This window comes from Mesorhizobium sp. M1A.F.Ca.IN.022.07.1.1, assembly GCF_003997575.1.
Lineage (GTDB): Bacteria > Pseudomonadota > Alphaproteobacteria > Rhizobiales > Rhizobiaceae > Mesorhizobium.
On the sequence record NZ_RZST01000161.1, the window covers coordinates 1 to 12,596 of the forward strand.

Annotated in this window: 19 protein-coding genes; 7 read left to right on the top strand and 12 right to left on the bottom strand. The window is 63.9% G+C overall.

Annotation, left to right across the window (positions count from 1 at the left end):
- Positions 1-137: ATP-binding cassette domain-containing protein (locus EOA75_RS18470; protein ID WP_127324844.1), on the bottom strand; the 137-nt coding region annotated here is incomplete at its 3' end.
- Between the two features lie 128 nt (positions 138-265).
- Here EOA75_RS18470 and EOA75_RS18475 point away from each other — a divergent pair.
- A complete protein-coding gene (locus EOA75_RS18475) occupies positions 266-520 on the top strand; it encodes a hypothetical protein (RefSeq protein WP_095779140.1) in 255 nt (84 codons plus the stop codon).
- A gap of 102 nt (positions 521-622) precedes the next feature.
- Here the strand turns inward: EOA75_RS18475 and EOA75_RS18480 are convergent, their stop codons facing one another.
- The 5 genes from EOA75_RS18480 to EOA75_RS34110 form a co-directional block, all read right to left on the bottom strand.
- Positions 623-904 carry a hypothetical protein gene (locus EOA75_RS18480; protein ID WP_067330418.1) on the bottom strand — a complete coding sequence of 94 codons (282 nt, stop codon included), beginning with the start codon at positions 902-904 and terminating at the stop codon, positions 623-625.
- A 10-nt stretch (positions 905-914) separates the two neighbouring features.
- Positions 915-1,355, bottom strand: a complete 441-nt coding sequence (locus EOA75_RS18485) for a MucR family transcriptional regulator (RefSeq protein WP_066995912.1) — start codon at positions 1,353-1,355, stop codon at positions 915-917.
- 352 nt (positions 1,356-1,707) lie between these two features.
- The gene (locus EOA75_RS18490; RefSeq protein ID WP_245307741.1) at positions 1,708-1,950 is read right to left on the bottom strand and encodes a hypothetical protein; all 243 of its coding nucleotides are present in this window, start codon (positions 1,948-1,950) and stop codon (positions 1,708-1,710) included.
- Positions 1,951-1,955: 5 nt separating this feature from the next.
- Positions 1,956-2,999: a DMT family transporter gene (locus EOA75_RS18495; RefSeq protein ID WP_245322281.1), complete on the bottom strand. Its 1,044-nt coding sequence runs from the start codon at positions 2,997-2,999 to the stop codon at positions 1,956-1,958.
- Positions 2,999-3,832 carry a hypothetical protein gene (locus tag EOA75_RS34110; protein WP_066995820.1) on the bottom strand — a complete coding sequence of 278 codons (834 nt, stop codon included), beginning with the start codon at positions 3,830-3,832 and terminating at the stop codon, positions 2,999-3,001. The genes EOA75_RS18495 and EOA75_RS34110 overlap by 1 nt, the downstream gene beginning before the upstream one ends.
- A 110-nt stretch (positions 3,833-3,942) precedes the next feature.
- On the opposite strand from EOA75_RS34110, the gene EOA75_RS18510 reads away from it, so the two are divergent.
- The gene (locus EOA75_RS18510) at positions 3,943-4,911 is read left to right on the top strand and encodes a LysR substrate-binding domain-containing protein (protein ID WP_127216510.1); all 969 of its coding nucleotides are present in this window, start codon (positions 3,943-3,945) and stop codon (positions 4,909-4,911) included.
- A gap of 250 nt (positions 4,912-5,161) precedes the next feature.
- Here the strand turns inward: EOA75_RS18510 and EOA75_RS18515 are convergent, their stop codons facing one another.
- Entirely contained in the window at positions 5,162-5,344 is a 183-nt protein-coding gene (locus tag EOA75_RS18515) for a hypothetical protein (protein WP_067330410.1), read from the bottom strand.
- A 125-nt stretch (positions 5,345-5,469) separates the two neighbouring features.
- Between EOA75_RS18515 and EOA75_RS34115 the strand changes: the two genes are divergently transcribed.
- Together EOA75_RS34115 and EOA75_RS18520 are read left to right on the top strand one after the other, a co-directional pair.
- A complete protein-coding gene (locus EOA75_RS34115; RefSeq protein ID WP_082954124.1) occupies positions 5,470-5,625 on the top strand; it encodes a hypothetical protein in 156 nt (51 codons plus the stop codon).
- A gap of 161 nt (positions 5,626-5,786) precedes the next feature.
- A complete protein-coding gene (locus EOA75_RS18520) occupies positions 5,787-7,868 on the top strand; it encodes an ATP-dependent helicase (RefSeq protein ID WP_127216509.1) in 2,082 nt (693 codons plus the stop codon).
- Between the two features lie 82 nt (positions 7,869-7,950).
- Here EOA75_RS18520 and EOA75_RS18525 read toward each other — a convergent pair whose 3' ends face one another.
- Together EOA75_RS18525 and EOA75_RS35095 are read right to left on the bottom strand one after the other, a co-directional pair.
- The gene (locus tag EOA75_RS18525; RefSeq protein WP_095823612.1) at positions 7,951-8,736 is read right to left on the bottom strand and encodes a GGDEF domain-containing protein; all 786 of its coding nucleotides are present in this window, start codon (positions 8,734-8,736) and stop codon (positions 7,951-7,953) included.
- A 186-nt stretch (positions 8,737-8,922) separates the two neighbouring features.
- Positions 8,923-9,183 (bottom strand): hypothetical protein, encoded by a 261-nt coding sequence (locus tag EOA75_RS35095; protein WP_245307739.1) that lies wholly within the window; start codon positions 9,181-9,183, stop codon positions 8,923-8,925.
- Positions 9,184-9,217: 34 nt separating this feature from the next.
- Here EOA75_RS35095 and EOA75_RS35100 point away from each other — a divergent pair, with 34 nt between their 5' ends.
- Positions 9,218-9,574, top strand: coding sequence for a hypothetical protein (locus EOA75_RS35100; RefSeq protein ID WP_245466673.1), 357 nt, complete (start codon positions 9,218-9,220; stop codon positions 9,572-9,574).
- 156 nt (positions 9,575-9,730) lie between these two features.
- Here the strand turns inward: EOA75_RS35100 and EOA75_RS18535 are convergent, their stop codons facing one another.
- Positions 9,731-10,240 (bottom strand): DinB family protein, encoded by a 510-nt coding sequence (locus tag EOA75_RS18535; protein ID WP_095830262.1) that lies wholly within the window; start codon positions 10,238-10,240, stop codon positions 9,731-9,733.
- Between the two features lie 54 nt (positions 10,241-10,294).
- Between EOA75_RS18535 and EOA75_RS18540 the strand changes: the two genes are divergently transcribed.
- Entirely contained in the window at positions 10,295-10,987 is a 693-nt protein-coding gene (locus EOA75_RS18540; RefSeq protein ID WP_127324845.1) for a glutathione S-transferase family protein, read from the top strand.
- A 139-nt stretch (positions 10,988-11,126) separates the two neighbouring features.
- Here EOA75_RS18540 and EOA75_RS18545 read toward each other — a convergent pair whose 3' ends face one another.
- Positions 11,127-11,342 (bottom strand): hypothetical protein, encoded by a 216-nt coding sequence (locus EOA75_RS18545; protein WP_067330396.1) that lies wholly within the window; start codon positions 11,340-11,342, stop codon positions 11,127-11,129.
- A 176-nt stretch (positions 11,343-11,518) separates the two neighbouring features.
- On the opposite strand from EOA75_RS18545, the gene ndk reads away from it, so the two are divergent.
- The gene (gene ndk, locus EOA75_RS18550) at positions 11,519-11,941 is read left to right on the top strand and encodes a nucleoside-diphosphate kinase (protein WP_095800045.1); all 423 of its coding nucleotides are present in this window, start codon (positions 11,519-11,521) and stop codon (positions 11,939-11,941) included.
- A gap of 145 nt (positions 11,942-12,086) precedes the next feature.
- Here ndk and crcB read toward each other — a convergent pair whose 3' ends face one another.
- Positions 12,087-12,515 carry a fluoride efflux transporter CrcB gene (crcB, locus tag EOA75_RS18555; protein ID WP_095800046.1) on the bottom strand — a complete coding sequence of 143 codons (429 nt, stop codon included), beginning with the start codon at positions 12,513-12,515 and terminating at the stop codon, positions 12,087-12,089.
- Positions 12,516-12,596 lie beyond the last annotated feature (81 nt).

Genomic DNA, 12,596 nt, shown 5'->3' on the forward strand with positions numbered 1-12,596 from the left:
GCCTTGAACAGTGTCGTCTTGCCGGTGCCATTGCGGCCGACGAGACCGGCCTTGGTGCCGGCCGGCAGGGTCAGCGAGGCATGATCGAGAAGCAGGCGCCCCGCCATGCGCAGCGAGAGGTCGTTGATGATAAGCATGGGCGGGCTTTTGCACCGGACGTCGGCGCTTCGCAAGAGCCAGGCCTGGAGGACGGCTCGCCGTGTTCCGGGCGCCGGTCCCGAGCCCAATCAGGGAACCAGTTGCCGGCCGAAGCGTTCTGAGCCCCGTGATCCGCTATTTCGCCCTCGCCTTCATCTTCTTCCAGGTCGCCACGACCGCCGCGCTGGCGACGCAGGTGGTGCTGTTTGAGGGCGAGACGGCTGCAGTGCTCCCCTTAACCGACCCGGCAAGCGCGGCGCCGACGCTGCCAATCTCCGCCCAAGTGGGGGAGATGACCGGCAGGCCAGAGGCGGACGCGACGAAACACCTGCTGATCCAAATTTATCCTGGAAAACAATCCCAGACTTCGCCTACGCAATGACCGATAGGCCGGCGGCGCAGCTCCGCTCTGGAATACCGCTCCTCCCGGATTCCGGAAAACCGCTGCGCGGTTGTCTCGGAACCGCCTTGACCATGCGCCTTTTCAGCCGCCGACGATGCCGTCCAGGACCGCGAGGCATCTCAGCCGTCGCGCAGCGACGACCGGCCGGTCGTCATGCTCGACGATGGCGCGCTCGAAATTGTCGAGCGCGTCGAGCGCGGTACGCAGATCGATGGCCGGCAGGTCCAATGAAAACAGGACGCGCCGCGCCTTGACCCCCTCGCCGGCATCGGCGCAAGACTGGATGGCCACCCTGCGACGCAACGCGTCGAGCGCGGCAAAGCGGTCGGCCGACGGCGTGGCGCCGTCCGTAGCGGGCAGCATGACCTTCGGCTCAGGCCTTGGCTTTACGCTTGCCCCTGCCGGAATCCGCGGCCGGCTTCCGGCCCAGGCCGGAAGACTTGGCAAGCGCCGAGCGAGTGGCCGAATAACTGGGCGCCACCATGGGATAGTCCGCCGGCAGGCCCCATTTCGCGCGATATTCGTCCGGCGTCAGCCCATGGTCGGTCGACAGGTGCCGCTTCAGCGACTTGAACTTCTTGCCGTCCTCGAGGCAGACGATGTAGTCGGGGAATACCGAACGCTTCGGATTGACGGCCGGCGTCTGCGGCGCGCTTTCCTTCACCGGGGCGCCCCCGGCGAGCTTGCGCACGGAAGCGCTGACGCTGGCGATCAGATCAGGCAGGCCGGATGCCGGAAGCGGGTTGTTGCCCACATAGGCCGAAACAATGTCGGCGGTCAGCTCGATTGCAGTCTTGTCGTCGATATTGGACAATTTTTTCACCTTCTGCTGGCTCTCAAATGACCAGCTGTTTTTAAGACTTTAGTCTAGGTATCTTATTGGACCTGTCCCCCAACGGACGTCCAGAGTCAGTAAACGTGCGAGACTCAATACCGAAGGTATGTTTTCACCGCGGGCCGCGACCGCGCAAGTTAGGAATTCTAATACCTACAACAAACACTTTACAGCACCGAAGCTCTGCACGGGCGAGGAAATGACGCAACAGCACTTCAATTTCTACGAGTAATTCCTGCAAAAATTGGAATTCTGGACGGAAAGCCAATAATTGCGAGCAGCGCTGGCTCTCTGATCAATCGATCATGCCCGATTCGTTAGGGCAAGTCGCTTATTTCGCGGCAACGCCGCGCCGGAGATCGGTCGGGCCGTCGGCCAGAATCTCCAGCACGCGTTTCCAGCGGGCGCAGCGGCCGAAATCCTTCTGCTCGATGGCCTTCTCAGCCTTCATGGCGGCATAGAGCTGCGCCTCGGCGCCGAATTCCTTGACCAGCCAATGCGCCTCCTGTCTGGCCCGGCGTTCGTCGTCGTCAAGCCCGCTCCCTGGCATGTTTCCTGGTACGATCCCTGGCATGGTCTTCAGCCCTCCGGACGTTCGATGCCGACAGCAATGCAACTGCCGATGACAAGGACGGCGCCAGCCATGGCCGTCATCGACAGGCTTTCGCCCGACAGCGCCAGCAAAAGCGTGGAAGCGATCGGCGTGAGATACGCCACGACCGCGAGCCGCCCACCCTGATCGAGGCTGAGCGCGCGCGACCAGAAATAATAGCCGAGCCCCATCGGCCCGGCGCCGAGATAGAGTCCGAGCAGCAGGTCCAAGCCGCCCAGGGCGGCGACGCCGTCATGCAGGCACCATGCGAAGGTCAGCGCCACGCCGATCAGGGCCGAAGGCAGCAGAAGCCGATCCGGCGACACGGCAAGGCGGCCGACGGCAAGCGAGTAGAAGGCCATGCAAAGTGCCGAGCCGAAGGCGGCGCAATAACCGACGGGGCTACCTCCGAACCAGGCATGCGCGCCTCCGCCGGAGATCACCAGCGCGACGCCGGTGAAGCCCAGCGCGGCGGTCAGTCCAAGCAGCAGCGGCCGTCGCGGGCGGCCGAGCACGATGACGGCGGCGGCGACCATCAGCGGCCAGGTGTAGGCAACGAGATTGGCCTCGATGACCGGCATCGAGGCGAAGGCGATGTATTGCAACGCCATGGTGCCGACCAGGCCGATGAAGCCGACGGCGCAGGCGCGCATGGTTCTCCCCTTATCCCCTTGGGGAACAAGGTGGATCGGCACGGAGCGCCGAGACGGATGAGAGATGTTGGAAGAAACTCCTGCGTCGGCGATCCGTCCGGCCCCCTTGATCACAAGGGGAGAAGGGAAGAACCTGATCAGCGCAAAGACCAGCGCGGCGCCTGAGAACTGCAGGAACTGCACCTCCGATACCGGGTGATTGGCAAGCAGCGTCTTGCCGACGAAAGCGTTAGTCGCCCAGAGCGCCACGGCGCCGAGGGCAAAGGCCAGCGCCACCGGGGGAGCAGCGCTGGAACGGTCGCTGCGCCTTTCGGCGGTGAGCGGGCCAAGGCTCAGCGATGCTGAAGGCGGCTGGCGACCGGCCGGATCGTCAGCCACTACCACGATTCCCTGGCTCCGCCGGAGACCGGATCGACAGCCGGCTTCGGCACGGGATGTTCTTCGGCGTGACGGCGATAGGCCGGCAGCTGGTTCGTCCAGACGTCCTCGGCCAGTTCGTTCACCCAGCCGCGGTCCTGGTCGTTGTCGGCGGCGAGGTAGAACATGCGGTTGTCGTCGACATAGGGCTTCGCCACCGAACGCTGGTTGAGCACCAGGGTGACCCGCGAGCCGAGCTGGATCGGCGCGGTGCGATGGAGCACGCCGAGGAACTGGCCGAGCGTGGCGTAATTCATCTTGTGGTCGATGCGCATGACCCTGTTGCGCGGCAGGTCGCTGCCGGATTCGAGGATGGCACGCCCCGTCTCGGAATCGTCGCAATAGATTTCAAGATGGCCGCCGATCAGAGGATCGCTGATCGAGAGCGGAATGAGTTCCGTCACCGGAACGCCATCGCAGTGCCAGTCGACGGCGCCGTCCTTGGGGTTCATGAAGGTGACGGTCGAGCCGACGATAGACAGCGGATAGGGTTCGAGCTTGGTGCCCATCATGTCGGACAGCCGTTCCAGCCGCAGCTTGTCGTTGAGCAGTTCCTTGATCTCGGGAATGTAGCGGTCCGCGCCGGTGATGAAGGTGAGGTCGAGATGCTTGTGCACGGCGTGGCTGGCCTTGAGCTTGAGCGCCGCCTCCTCGATCGCGGCGAGCAGTTGCGGGTCGTAGCCGTGAAGATACTGGGCGACGCCGAAGCTCGACACTTTCCACGCCGTATCATGACCGATGATGGCTTCACGGCTCATCGCATAGCGCAGTTCGGGGATTGTATGGGCGTTCATTCTACTTCTCCAAGGTGGGGGCAACACTTGGTAAACAGTCGATTGAGCACCCGCCCCTGTAAATTTAGGAATGCTGGTGCTACTTTAAGCATAGCTAAAGGTCGAACCCCGTGCGTCTGCTCAGCCAGGTCAACTTAAACTCGCTGAAAATCGTGGAGAGCGCCGCCAGGCACCGCAACTTCACGCGCGCGGGCGAAGAGCAGTTCATTACCGCCTCAGCCGTCAGCCAGCGGGTGAAGAGCCTGGAGGACCAGCTGCGCTTCAAGATCTTCCAGCGCGGCGGCAACGCGGTGTCGCTGACGCCGGAAGGCGAGACCTACGTGGCGCGCGTGCGCGAGGCGCTGGAGCGGATCGTGGCTGCCAGCATGGAGGCGACCGGCCAATCCCAGGCGCATGTGCTGAAGATCTGCGTCTTGCCGACCTTCGCGGCGCGCTGGCTGTTTCCGCGGCTTGCCACCTTCCAGCGGCAGTATCCGGATATCGAGATGCGGGTCTCGACTTCCTATGCCACGCATGAATTCGCGACCTCCGAATACGATCTCGAGATCCGCTATGGCGACGGCAATTTCCCCGGCCTCAACTCCGTGCTGCTGTTCAAGGAGGACCTGACGCCGGTGTGCAGCCGCAAGCTGTTCCGCGAGGTGCTGGGCGACAAGCCGCTGTCCAAGGTGACGCCGGAGGACCTCAGGCACTTCACCCTGCTCCACTCCGACACCTGCACCCAGAACTGGCAGTCGTGGCTGGCTTTTGCCGGCGCGAGTTTCGTGCTTGGCGAGACCAAGAGCATCTATTTCGATTCCTGCATGATGTCCTACGAGGCGGCCAATGCCGGCATGGGCTTTGCCGTTGCCAACCGCGCCTATATGGCAAGCGACATCCGAGCCGAGCGGCTGGTCGCCCCCTTCGCGGTCCACCATCCCAACACCGCCGGCTGGTATTTCGTCAGCCCCATCAAGGCGCTCGGCGCCCGCAAGGTGGAGCTGTTCAAGCAGTGGATCATGGCCGAAGCGGCGCTGACGCAGCGCCAGTTGGACCTGGAGATCGCCAACGTGCCGCTGGCGCGCGCCGCGATGGCGTGACGCGGCGGCGCAAGCGACGCAAACACACCCCTGAGATTCTCCGATCTTTGAAGGCCGACAAAGCGTTTGGACGGATACCTGTAGCCGGCTAGCGCGATCGCCCCATGACGCGGCGGAGAGACTCAGCTATCTTTGATCCTGCGGCGGGCCTGATTTTCCCGCTTGGCCGGCGCTTTCCAGCTTCCTCCCAAGCAGCGCCGGCCTTCTTCTGCGGCGCCGCCGCTTCGTCTCCCGACAACATCGTCCGCTCTCATTGCTTCGGCGGCGTGCCGGGCTGGTCGCCGCCGGTGGTCGATTGCGGCACCGGGTTCTTGTCGACCTGCGGGTTTTTGTCGACGGTGTCGCTTGGCGCCTTGGTGGGCTGTACGCTGTTGTCGCAGGCGGCGAGCCCGAGCCCTGCCGCGAGAGCCAGCAGCACAGGAAGTTTCTTCATGACGACCTCCTCTCGTTCGCCCCTTTCTTCGAAGCAAACGAGGCGGCGGCGGTTTGGTTGCGCCGTCCGGCGGGAACCAACGCGCCTGTCTCCGGTTGAACCTCGTTAACTCACGAGGAGATGTCATGATCCGTCTGCTGCTCGTCGGCCTGTTCGGCTACACGGCCTATCGCGTCACGATGAGGATCATCGAGGAGGCGTCCGGCGATCTCGCGCCGCCGGACGATCGGCGGTCGCTGCGGCGCCAGTCGGCGGCGATGGGCGTCGAGCCGAAAAGGTAGATCGGCCGTTCTCGCGCTTGTTGGGAAGATGGCCGGCCTATCCAGCACATGCCGGCGCGTACAGCGTCCCCTCTGCCCTGCCGGGCATCGCCCCCCACTTGGCCGCCTTTGGGCGAGATTAGCTGTATTGCGAACAAAGCGGAAACGATGCTTGATGGGCGATGAACATCGCCGCCCGTGATTCGTCCTTCGAAACTCCTGCCTATCTTGCCCGGCTGAACGACGAGCAGCGGCTGGCGGTGGTGCATGGCGACGGCAAGGTGGCCGCGCCGCTGCTGGTGATCGCCGGGGCCGGCTCCGGCAAGACCAGCACGCTGGCGCATCGCGTGGCGCACCTCATCGTCAAGGGCGCCGATCCGCGCCGCATCCTTTTGATGACCTTTTCGCGCCGCGCCGCGGCTGAAATGGCGAAGCGCGTCGAGCGCATCGCCGGCGAGGTGCTGGGCCGCGATGCCGCGATCATCGCCGATGCGCTATCCTGGGCCGGTACTTTCCACGGTATCGGCGCCAGACTCTTGCGCGACTATGCCGAGCAGATCGGCCTCGATCCGGCTTTCACCATCCACGATCGCGAGGATTCGGCCGACCTGATGAACCTTGCCCGGCACGAGCTCGGTTTTTCCAAGACCGAAAGCCGTTTTCCGACCAAAGCCACCTGCCTGCAGATCTATTCGCGGGCGGTGAACGCCCAGGCGCCGCTCGGCGAGGTGCTGGGCTCGGCCTTTCCCTGGTGCTCAGGATGGGCGGAACAGCTGAAGGAGCTGTTCGCGGCATATGTCGAGGCCAAGCAGGCGCAGAACGTGCTCGATTACGACGACCTTTTGCTCTACTGGGCGCAGATGGCGGCCGAGCCGGAGATCGCCGCTCACCTTGGCTCCCGCTTCGACCACGTGCTGGTCGACGAATACCAGGACACCAACCGGCTGCAGGCCTCTATTCTGTTGGCGCTGAAGCCGGACGGCGCGGGCTTGACCGTGGTGGGCGATGACGCACAGTCGATATATTCCTTCCGGGCCGCGGAAGTGCGCAACATTCTCGATTTCCCAAAACAGTTCGCGCAAGGCACCGAGATCGTCATGCTGGAGCGCAATTACCGCTCGACCGAGCCGATCCTAGCCGCCGCCAACAAAGTAATCGGCGAGGCAAGCGAGCGTTTCACCAAGAATCTCTGGACCGAACGCCGGTCGTCGCACAGGCCGCAACTGGTAAGCGTGCGCGACGAGGCTGAGCAGGCCAATTATGTCTGCCAGGCGATCCTTGCCGAGCGCGAGGCCGGCACGGCGCTCAAGGCGCAAGCCGTGCTGTTCCGCGCCTCGCATCACAGCGGGCCGCTGGAGGTGGAGCTCACGCGGCGCAACATCCCCTTCGTCAAATTCGGCGGGCTGAAATTCCTCGATGCCGCGCATGTGAAAGACATGCTGGCGATGCTGCGCTTTGCCGAGAACCCGCGCGACAGGATCGCCGGCTTCCGGGTGCTGCAGTTGATGCCCGGCATCGGGCCTTCGGCCGCCTCACAGATCGTCGAGGCGATGGCGACGTCGCTCGACGAGACGCTCGGCCTTGCACGCTTCCGGCCGCCGCAGCGCGCGGCCGAAGACTGGCCGGTCTTCCTCGACATCTACAGCGGGCTGCGCGCCGGCGCCAAATGGCCGGCGGACCTCGAGCGGGTCAGGCTCTGGTACGAGCCGCATCTGGAGCGCATCCACGAGGACGCGATCACGCGCCGGGCCGACCTGTTGCAGCTCGAGCAGATCGCGTCGGGCTATCCCTCGCGCGAGCGTTTCCTGACCGAGCTGACGCTCGACCCGCCCGACGCCACCAGCGACCAGGCCGGCCCGCCGCATCGCGACGAGGATTACCTGATCCTGTCCACGATCCATTCGGCCAAGGGCCAGGAGTGGAAGAACGTCTTCGTGCTCAACACGGTCGACGGCTGCATCCCGGCCGATCTCGGCGTCGGTACCAAGGAGGATATCGAGGAGGAGCGGCGGCTGCTCTATGTGGCGATGACGCGCGCCAAGGACAGCCTGCACCTGGTGGTGCCGCAGCGCTTTTATCCGCACAATCAGCCGGCCCGCGGCGACCGTCACGTCTATGCCTCGCGCACCCGCTTTATCCCGGCCTCGATGCTTTCGGCTTTCGAACAGTCATCCTGGGCGAGCGCGGCGATCACGGACGACCCGCGCCAAAAGCCGGGCGTCAAGGTCGATCTCGGCGCGCGCATGCGCGGCATGTGGAAATAGACGCCTACCCAAAGGCGGGACGACACTCCTACTCAGCCCCACCGCTGGTGAGGGCGCTCCGTTCCCTGCTGCGCGGGTTCGTTCAGTGGAACGTGCCGGCGGCCTCGCCGGATAGCCTGCTGCGCGGGCTTTCGAAGCTCACCTGGTCGCGTCCGTTCGACTTCGCCTTGTAAAGATGCCTGTCCGCGACCCGAAACATGTGGTGATAGGTGGTGGGCCCGCTGAACGCGACGCCGCCGATGCTGACCGAAAGCGGGCACGGCTGCCCGCCCGGCGCGAACTCGGCCTCGCGGATACGCAGTCTGATCGACTCGGCGACCAGGAAGGAGCGTGTCGCGTCGGCGCCCGGAAGGAAGACCGCGAATTCCTCGCCGCCGATGCGTCCAACGATGTCGGCGCCGTGGAGCTGGCTCCGGATCGTGCTCGCGATCAGCTTCAGCGCCTGATCGCCGCAATCGTGGCCGAGCCGGTCGTTGATCGATTTGAAATGGTCGGCATCGACGATCAGCAGCGCGCCGGCTTCGGCCACCGCGTGGCTGCGGGCCTTGTCGAGATAGGCCTCGACCAGCATCGAGAAAGCGCCGCGGTTGAAGACCGCCGTCAGGCTGTCGGTCGCGGCAATGATGCTGAGCTCCTTCTGGGCGATGGCCAGCTGGCGCATCTTCCACATTAGGAAGAAAAGGAAGGAGCCGCCAAGGATGAGCGGCAGGAACAGGTCGGTGAGCTTGGCCCAGAGCAGCGCTTCGGGTGACAGCGAGGCGAAGTTGAAGGAATCGACGAAGAAGGCCGCGGCAATGAAGAATGCCGTGCCGGCAACGGTGACCAGCGCGACCCTGCCCCAACTGGTGGGGGACAAATCGATGCGCATGGCATTGCTCCCACTACAACTGGCCTATTGTGGAGCGCGAGCGCAAACGAAGTCCTAATATATTGGCTTCAATGGGAATGTGGTTAACCAGGCGTCGAGCGCGCCGCACCGCGATACCAGCTGAAGAAGGCCCGCCGACGCAGCGGCGGGCTTTGCGATTGGCCAGAGGCGCTCGTCAGCGCGCCGTCAACGACGCGAAATCATCAGGCAGAGCGCCCTCAGATCACGATCATAGGTGCCCTCGCTGCTGAGCACATCGACGCAGCGCTTCTTCATCCGCGACAACTGGCTGCTCGACATTTGCGCGACGGCGGAGGACAGGTTCGTCGTTCCCGGCGGCGTCGCGCCGACGGTTCCAGGAACGGCGGCGCCCGCGCCGAGGGCGACGCCAGCGCCGCTCGTGCCGCCGGTCGTCACGTTGAGCGCGCTATTGGTGCCGTTGCCCAAAGTCGCATCGGCTCCAGCCCCGTTGGTGCCGCCGATGGATGCGGTGGCCGTGGAACTGCTGCCGCCGATGGTGGCGTTTCCGCTGCCGCCGCTTGCGCCGCCGATCGAAACCCTGGCGCTGCTGTTGCTGCCGCCGAAGGATGCATTGCCGTCAGCCCCATTTGGGCCGCCCGCATTGGCGTCGGCGCTGTTGCCGCCTACGGATACGCCGCCGAGGCTGCCGACCCCGACGCTCTGGGCGCTCGCAGGCATGGCAAGAGCAACGACGATTGCACCACTCGCCAATGTGCTGGCGAATCTTTTTACGATACTGGCCATGACACTCTCCCTGTGGTTTTGTATTTCCGCCTTGCACCGTTTGTTGCGCTTTTCTAGAGCGCGTAGCTTTTGAGACAGAAATACGCCGAGAGTGCCCTTTCGGTTTCTTTAGCTATTTCGCATGTGACGAATCGTATTTTTCAAAAACGATACTTCTGCTTTAAAAATATAGACGAAATTGAAGTGTTTCTTAATTTTTTTGAATTGGCCAACCGGAATCCCGTAAGCTTCAGGCGTAGGCGCGGCCTTCTTCGGAGCGCTGGAACTGCATCAGGTCAAGCGGCACCGAGGGCCTGCCGAGGACGGTAAGGCACATATGCGCCTGGCCGCGATGGTGGGTCTGGTGATTGAAGAGATGGCTGAGCGCCGGCGCCAGCCGCTGCGAAACGGTGCGCATGTCGGTGGTCATATAGGAAAATCGCCCGGTGAGTGCCTTATCGGTCATGCCGCCCATCCAGTCGACAATCCTCCTGTCCTCGGCCTCGCGTGCCAGGCGCAAGCCCGGGAAGGCGCGATAGAGGATCGTCGCAAGGTTTGAGGGCGCGTCCCCCTCGCCCGTAAAGCGCTTCATCCAGACGCGGTCGGTGACGAGCAGGTGATTGAGCGTGCCCAGCATCGAGCCGAAGAAGGCGCCGACATCGCGGCCGAGTTCCTCTTCGCTGAGATCGGCGGCGGCATCATAGATGCGCGTGTTGGCCCATTGATTGTAGGCCGCAAACATCATGAAATGCTGTTTCATTCTTCCATCCGGCTCGCAACGAATCCCGGCTCTTCGTAACCCGCAGGAACCGTAATGACCATTCTGTTCTATGATCTCGTCGGCCACGACGCAAAACGCCCATTCAGTCCGCATTGCTGGAAGACGAAGATGGCGCTGGCCCACAAAAGGCTCGACGCCACCAAGGTGCCGACGCGCTTCCTGGAAGTCCCCAAGGTGGAAGGCGGCGCGTCGAAGACGGTGCCGGTGATCCGCGATGGCGAGCGCGTGGTGGCCGATTCCTTCGCCATCGCCCTTTATCTCGACGAAGCCTACCCCGAGCGGCCGACGTTGTTCGGCGGCGAAGGCGGCAAGGCGACGGCGCGCTTCATCGAACGCTGGTCGCAGCTCACCATCCATCCTTACCTCATGACGGTGCTGCTCACCGATCTGCACAGCATGCAGGACGAGGCGAACCGCGCCTATTTCCGCGAGAGCCGCGAGCAGCGGCTCGGCAAGCGGCTCGAAGAGGTGGTGGCCGGCCGCGACGAGGGGCTTGCCGGCTTTCGTGCCTCGCTCGAGCCGCTGCGCTCGATGCTCAGCTATCAGCCTTTCATCGGCGGGACATCGCCGCTGTTTGCCGACTACATCGTGTTCGGGGCGCTGCAATGGGCGCGCGTCGCCTCGCCCTACCAGCTGCTCGAGACGGGCGGCGGCGTTGCCGAATGGTTCGAACGCTGCCTCGACCTGCATGGCGGAATCGGCCGGCAGGTCGCCGCGGCGGCGTAAGCGCTAATCTTCCTCTTGTGGGAAGATGTCGCCGAAGGTGACAGAGTGGGCGCCTCAACAGCTGCGGCGCCTACTTGCGAAAGAAGAAGTCGGCGTTTCACGCGCGGCGCCCCGCTCTGTGCTGCCGGCCATCTCCCCCTCAAGGCGGGAATTTTCCGGCTTCATCCTTTTCGACCAGCCTGACGCAGATCGGATCGCCCTCTCCCATGCGGGCGCATTGCCATTCCGGGCCGAAGCCGAAATTCTGCTGTCCGGTTTGTGGAAAGAACAGCAGGACGAAGACGATCACGGCAAGGACCACGGCCATCAAGAAAATGCCGGCGATATCGTCGCGTTTGAGGTAGAGCCGGTTCATCGCCTCCTGCTCCGCTGCCGCGGCGCTCCGGACTGCACGCGAAGCGCGCTCTCAGCCGTCTAATTATCCCGCAAACAGCCGGCCTTGACCAGAAGCCGCCTCCCCTTGGCAAGCCGCCAAGCGGCTTGTATAGAGCCCGCCACTCCAATTTCCATTCCCAGAACAAGGACGACCCAATGGCGATCGAACGCACCTTCTCCATGATCAAGCCGGATGCCACCAAGCGCAATCTGACCGGCGCCATCACCAAGATGCTGGAAGACGCGGGCCTCAGCGTCGTCGCGTCGCGTCGCGTATGGATGAGCCGCCGCGAGGCCGAAGGCTTCTACGCCGTCCACAAGGAGCGTCCTTTCTTCGGCGAGCTGGTCGAATTCATGTCGTCGGGCCCGACCGTCGTGCAGGTGCTGGAGGGCGAGAACGCCATCGCCAAGAACCGCGAAGTGATGGGCGCCACCAACCCGGCCAATGCCGCCGAGGGCACCATCCGCAAGGTGCATGCGCTGTCGATCGGCGAAAATTCGGTGCACGGCTCGGACGCGCCGGAGACCGCCGCGCAGGAGATCAGGTACTGGTTCTCCGACACCGAGATCGTCGGCTGAGACGCTTCGGTCCCGGCAATGAAGGCGGCTCTCGGGCCGCCTTTTTGTTGGAGCGGGCGGCCGGGCAGGCTTTAGGAACGGGCGATTGCCCGCGGCTGCGCCGAGGCCTCCGAGCCGGCGAGAAGTGCCATGCTCTCCTGCCTGATCACCTGGTGATCGGCAAGCGGTTGAACCTGGCCGCCATGAGATAGCCGAGCCAGGCCGACGCAAGCGACAGCACCACCACACTGACAAGATAGGTCGCCGCAAGGCCGAGGTCGCCCTCGAGAAGCAGGATGAAGGTGTCGAGGCTCATCGACGAAAATGTGGTGAGACCGCCGCAGAAGCCGCCGGTCACGAACTGGCGGCCGGCCGGGCCGACCATCAAGCGTCCATCCGGCCGGGTCAGCGTGGAAAAGAACATGATGACCCAGGAGCCGACGACGTTGACGAACGCCGTTGCAAGCAGCGCGCTCCAGCCCAGCAGCGAGACGACGACGTAGCCGCATAAAAAGCGCGCCAGCGAACCGATAGCCGCGCCGCAGCCGACCGCCAGATAAAGCGGCAGGGCTGTCTGTCTATCGTTTCCAAACATGCGCCCTACCCCGCCATCCGCACGACGGTCCAAAAGCCGAAGGCGACGGAAAGCACGCAGAGCGCCGCCGAAGCCACGATG